The sequence below is a fragment of the Flavobacterium sp. HSC-61S13 genome, from assembly GCF_024171535.1.
In the GTDB taxonomy this organism is placed as follows: Bacteria; Bacteroidota; Bacteroidia; order Flavobacteriales; family Flavobacteriaceae; genus Flavobacterium.
This window is the reverse complement of sequence record NZ_JALJZV010000014.1, coordinates 89,152-95,964: the sequence shown is the minus strand read 5'-3', so window position 1 is coordinate 95,964 and position 6,813 is coordinate 89,152. Positions and strand designations below refer to the sequence as shown.

Annotated in this window: 1 protein-coding gene; it reads right to left on the bottom strand. The window is 39.4% G+C overall.

The features are described from left to right. A partial coding sequence (locus L1275_RS12995) for a choice-of-anchor J domain-containing protein (RefSeq protein WP_253474049.1) occupies positions 1 to 6,656 on the bottom strand: 6,656 nt, incomplete at its 3' end. Positions 6,657 to 6,813: the final 157 nt, after the last annotated feature.

The window sequence follows — 6,813 nt, the reverse complement described above, 5'->3', positions numbered from 1 at the left end:
ACCAAATCAACCACACGCATAAACTTTTTAATCGGTTGCACAGTAGGGTCGATTAAATACTTTTTAGGGGTTAATATCGTGTCCAAAGCTGCAGCGGCATCCGCTTCTGTTTGGTAATAACTAATTACAAAATTAGCCTTATCCAAATTTTTAAACATGTTGGCCTCAACGCTAGTTAAATCAACATATTGGCTTTCCGACGAATTGCGACAAATGGCAATAGGCTCTGCAGGTTTGATCTTATCGGATAAAGGCGGATACATCTCTACCTTAACGCTACCCGATATCTCACAATTGATGGTTTCATAATGAGCTACAGCCTTGTAAACTCCCGATTCGCCCACTTCTAAGTCCGGTTTGTCCGCACCTGGAATAAGATTCTCATCTTTAAACCAACTGATCTTAACATTTCCAGGAGCTATTCCTGAATGAATGGTTTTGGTTTCTGAAGCGCAAATCGCTGTATTGTCTGCTATCAATAAATCTGCACCTAAATCAAGATTGCCTAAATCAAAACTTCTCGCATTAAAAAATACCGAAGAAATGTGATTGGTATTACAGAAATCAGCCATGGCCAATTTAATGCGATATTTCACACCGGGTTTCACATGAACCGGTTCTGAACTCATCGGTTTGGTCATTCCCACATAATTAATAGGAGCCAATAGTGGATTGTCTTGTCCGTTACCGTAATACTTTCCAAAAAACTCTGGATGTACACTGCCACAATTAGCAGCGCCAGAGCGATCTGTATCGCGAATTGTTGAAAGGGTAATCGGTTCATTAGTACCCGGTACCAAAGCAAGGTTTTGCCCTTGTCCCGTTTCCAATTCGGTTAACCAAGCTGTAAACAAGGCTCCAGCTCCCCAACATACCACTGTACAATTGTGCAAATAACTCTCTGATGCCATTAAATACTCAAATCTAATGGTATCCTTGATCGGCACAAAGTCAAACTCTAAGGTTGCCACCGATTTACTACCGGCATAAACGCTACCACCAGCACTGGCAATAACCGCGTTTAAGTCTTCATCTCCTTCCCAAGGAGCTATCTTTCCTCTGACACCTGCTGGTCCACCCGCATCACCATAATCATAATACGGTCCAGGCACAGTTGCAATATCATGAGTTGCTAAAACAATTCCCTCCTCGAATGGGAATAAAGAACCGTTTTGATTAAAATAACCCAAGGTGTTTCCACCTACTTTAGGACCTGCTTTATAAACCACATTACTAACCAAATCACAGTCCGATTGAATCAAAATATCTTTAACCAATTCTTCTGTGGTGTATTTGTCACCGTTTTTGCTAACCGTAACATATTTGTATTCACTAGTAGTAATACACATAGTAAACAAAAAGTCTCCTACCGGTACAGCTACTCTAACATAATATTTGTTACCCGGTATTAATCCCCTGATGTTCTTGGCTTTGTCATCTTTTGAATAACTTGTTCCATAAGAACCGTCGAATTTTTCACAAATAAGCAATGAGTTGAATATCGTAGCACATTGACCGGAATAAACTTCAAACATAAAAGCCGGTGATTCCAATTTGTTTAACCCTACAAAGTTTTTAAAAGATAATAAGTGAGAGGTTGCTGTAGCTGTAAATTCAAACCACATTTCATTAGTATGTAAATAACTCTTACATTTTGAAACGGATCCCCCTGTCGGAATGGTTGGCGAACCAACAGTAGACACTCCAATTGTTTTAATACAATCAGATCCAGAGTTGACAGGTATATTAATCGCTCCTTTACATTCCCCGTTGGTAGTAACCTTCGTAGGCCCTTTCACCGCCGTTGACCAATTACTCTTATCAGTGCCTCCAGCACATTTTGCGCGAACATAGATATGATACGCTTTTCCGCTTGTAAGTCCAGTAGCCTTGTATTTTGGCGTACCGTTAACCACTACACCGACTGCTCCTGCAGGAATAGCTGTTCCATATTCGGTTACGAAAACTTCCCACTGTGTAATACCCCCAATCTGCGTCCATTCTACATCAATAGTGTCGGCTGTGAAGTCGGTTACTTTTACATTTGTAGGCTCTGGACATGCGCCCGATTTTTCAATCGTTACATAATCAATCCCCACAGTCATCGGACCTTTGGTCATCGTATGCCATGCGATATTCACATTGGAAGCTGATCCTGGAATAAAAATGGTTTCCTGTACGTAGTTTTCAGTATTGTACGTTTTTCTACTTAACAAGGTCGTTGTAAAGCTTGAAATAGCGGTACCTGTAGTAGATAACAATACTTCAAAATCATTCATGTTTTTAAAGTCTGTTTTGTAATAATATTTCAAAACATAGTTTGATCCGGCTTCTAAAGCAATCGTTGGAGAAATCAAATACCCATCGGCCTGCGCTGTCGCTGACGTTTGACTGTATTGCATCAATCGATCTCCTTCATACGGCCAAGTCGTATTGGTAGTCCAAGCAGTAGTTCCTCCAGGCCCTTGTGCTGTAGTCCAGCAACGCAGTTGTTTGGAGTTGCTATTGAATCCGGCCACAAACGGAACTGTATAAATATCACAAGCCGTAGTAAATGCTATTGGACCCGTCCATTCACTAAAGCTTCCGTTACCGCAATCTGTACGAACGAAGTATACGTAGTCAGTATTTGGTTCAAGGTTTTTTCCCGTGATGTCTTTAGTCGCTACAAAATCACTAGATGAGGTTGGTGTACCTGCATCTTTTGCTGTTGGAGGAATTTGTTTGGTGGTCTGAATCATATATTGCCAAGCAGTAGCTTTAAAAGCATCTTGCCACACTAAATTGACACTGGTTCCCAAAATGTTTTTTACTTCCATTTTAAGCGGTTGTCCACAAGTCGTAACCTCGTCGATAAACAAGTTGTCGATCGTAATGTTTTTAGCTCCTGTTCCACTAACGCGGAACGCCAAATACATATCGCCGGAAATTCCCGTGAAATAAGAAATACCATCCTTGAAAATAGCAGAACTATAACTCATTTTCGGCGCAATGACTTGCGTAAAATCCGCCAATGCCATCGTTTTTGTCGATGCCAGAACTTCCATCTCGTTGGTTCCCGAACCAGTACCTTTATAGTTGAATTTAACTCTATAAGTCTTGGTTGGATCCAGATTTTTAAACAATGGAGAGATAAACCAATCGTTAGAATCGGCTGTACCTGACTGTGTTAAATTCATCGAGTGTGACCCTTCAAACAGATTAGCGGTTCCTTGTTTCCACAAGCTGGCCCCGCTATTGCCGTTGACCCTAGTCCAGCAACGCAATGAATTGTCGTCTCCATTAAATCCTTCCCAATACGGTAAGTTATAAAAGGTACAGTCTGTTCTAAAATAATACGGTCCTGTCCACTCGGTTTTTGAAGTGTCGCCACAAAGTGTGCGAACATAAAATTCATACCAAGTATTGCCCTCTAAATTTGCTCCAAAGTAATCTTTGGTAACCGTTACTTTATTCTTATTGATAGCAATACCATTGGTAAGCGGCGGTGCAATCAAAAAGGCTTTCTTTCTAACATAATATTCCCAGTTCGTCGTTCCGAAATCATTATCCCAGAAAATATCGGCAGCGGTACCTGTGATGTTTTCAGCACCTTGTTTCATCGGTTCTGTACAAGTGGTTACCTCTTCAATTCTGAAATCGTCGATATAAGTACGGGATCCGTAGTTTTTGAAATTAGATATATATATAGCAATGCTGACATCTCCATCGATATCAGAAAGTAAAAACTTGTGTTTTTTCCACGGAACATTGTCATAAGTAGCGTTAGGCAATAAAACCCTAGTGTACTTTTCTTTTTCTCTTCCAGTAGTCGATAAACGCACTTCAAATTCCGATTTAATCCCCGGTTCTGTACGGTGCATATACGACACGCGATAAATCTTCTTTTTTTCGAATTTAAAAGTCGGTGACATCAACCAATCATCGTTATTGGGCCCGTTTAAGTTTGTAAAATACATCGATTTATCTCCTTCGTAAGCCTGATAATCCGCAGCAAACCATTCGCCAAATCCGCCATACCACGGTTTGTCGTTATTACCATCAACGATTTTCCAACAATATTGAGTTTCTGAATCGCTGTTAAATCCTTCTTGATACGGTAAAGTCATGATCAAACAGTCTGTTCTGAATTTGATCGGTCCCACCCATTCGCTGTATACACCCGGCCCACATGAGGAACGCACAAAGATTTTGTATTCTTTGTTGGGTTCTAACGGCGCGTTGGTTCCATTAACTCGATTTGCTTTAATCGAAGTCGTTGTAGCATTCGTACCTGAACCAACAGGAAGCGTATTTAAACCATCCTCAACAGCAAGAAAATATTCCCATTTGGTACTAGTAGGGTCTGTCCAAGATAAATCCACACTAGCAGTTCCAATATTTGTAATGGTTAAGTCATCCGGTATACGGCAATTGGTCTGTTCAATACTAAACTCATCGATTTGAATCGCTCCCCCTTTACCTTTTACATGAAAACCAATGTTGGCAACCCCATTAACCCCATCAATATAAACCACTTTTTTGGTATAAACAGGTCCTTTATAGGTCAATGTAGTCCCTATGGTTTTTGTAAAGGAAGCCGGAGAGACTCCAGAGGTAGAAAGCTTAACTTCTAAATTGGCCGTCGTGTTTTGATTGACTTGATAATAGAAAGTAACAGCATACAATCCTCCTTTTAAGTTGAATCCCGGAGAAATCAACCAATCTTCATTCTCAGGTGAAGATCCCGAGTAATACATACAACGATCGCCTTTATAAACGGTGTACTGCGACTGCTTCCAGATATTACCATACGCTGTTCCATCGTTATTGATATCTAAAATAGTCCAACAAGCAAGATCGCTTTCACCCGTCATATCAAATCCTTCTTTATAAGGAACATTTTTAGCGTCACAAGCGGTTTTAAATGTTACAGGCCCCATCCATTCACCCATAGCACCGTCCAAACACTTAGCGCGAACATAAAAATCATATTGGGTATCCGAAGTAAACGAATTACCTGCTATATCTTTGTTAGCTACAACAGTGGTTTGACTCACCTTAGTACCTGCTGTAGTGGGTTGACCACTATTGGATTTTACTACGGCATATTCCCACTCATTCGCTATAGCATCATCCCAATTAAATTGAGCGCTATTGGTTTTAATGTCCGAAACAGCCGATCGTAGAGGCTCTGTACACAAAACACTTTCTAAACGAACGTTATCTAAATGAAAAACAGAGCTTCCTGAAGAATTTACATGCCAGGCAATATTTACTTTTCCAGTAATACCGTGAATAAATATCGTTTCTTTTATATAATCTGACTTTTGGTACTTCTGTCTAGCTTTGAGTACCGTAGTAAATTTACTCGCATCAATACCGTCTTTCGACAACAATACTTCAAATTCATTACCACCAGAAGGCGAAGTTTTATAATAATAAGTTAGTTTATACAAACCACCATCAAAGTCAAACGTAGGCGTTACCGCATAGCTATCGTGATCGTGTGCTTTACTAGCAGTGTTGGTATTAAACATTAAACCACGATCCCCTTCCATTCTATAATTAGTAGAAAGTTGGAAAGACGTTTCATCTGTGCTGTTTTTCTGAATATAAGTCCAACATTCAAAATTAAGAGAACTGGTATCAAAGGTTTCATAAAACGGTGTTTTAAAAACGCCACAAACCGTCATAAATTTCACCGGTCCTTGCCAATAACTTTTATCGGAGCTAGAACATACAGATCGATACCATACATAATAGTACGTACTCGGAACCAAACCTGTAAAGGTGTGATTTTTACTTCCATTTACAGCGACTACACCTTGATTAGTCAATGGATAAATCTGACTAGTTGATGCTAAAACTTCAAAATTTGAAATGGAGGCATCCGTAGCATCCCAATTAATTGTAGCGCCATTCAAAGTGATTTGAGACACTTTTAAATTCGAAGGAGCTTTACAAGTATGTTGATACAAACGGATGTTATCTATCGACGCTGGTGGTTGATAGAGGGTAAACATATTATTAACCCATTGATAAACAATTTTTATTTCTGTTCCAGCGTATGCACTCAAGTCAACTTCTATGTTTTCCCTTTTAAAAGTCAGTTGTTTTCCCAACTTATCTTTTAATAAGACTCCACCTGAGTTGCTGTTTAATTTCGTTCCTACAACCGGGTTATAAGTAGCAGGTACAATCCAAACAGATAAATCGTCGTTATATGAGGTTGCTCCTTCCCCATTAGACAACCAATCAAAGCTTAATAAATAATTTGTTGCATTGGCTGGTACGGTAATAGAAGGGCTGACACCAAAACTAACTTCAATGGTTTTGACACCATTGGAATAGGTATTGGTAGTTCCTTTATTATCCGAAACGTACATGGACTTAGCACCACCATTTTGAGTTGCAGTACCAATATACCAACCGTTTGTCGGCTCGTTAAAGAACGTCCAAGTGGAAGTCCCCTCAAAGTCTTCGACAAACAATTCGCCGGGTTGTAAAACCCCTTTTGCTAAATCGGCTTTACCGCCACTGAGCCGTTCTAAGATATCCTTGGATAATGTTTTAAAACTAAAACTTGAAATCCTGTTAACATCTTCGTTTGCATAAAGCCAGTAACTGAACAATAATGCAACCATCCCTGCCAAAAAAATTACTCTAAATTTCATAATAGTTAAGAATTGGTTAAAATCTCTAATTGGGGCTAAAGTAATCCCCCTTGCAGAATTAACCAATTATAACCTATGGACAAATGATGGACAGAAAATATTTACAATAAAACTAACAAACTATAAAACAATAACTTAACCAAAATACAACCAAAAA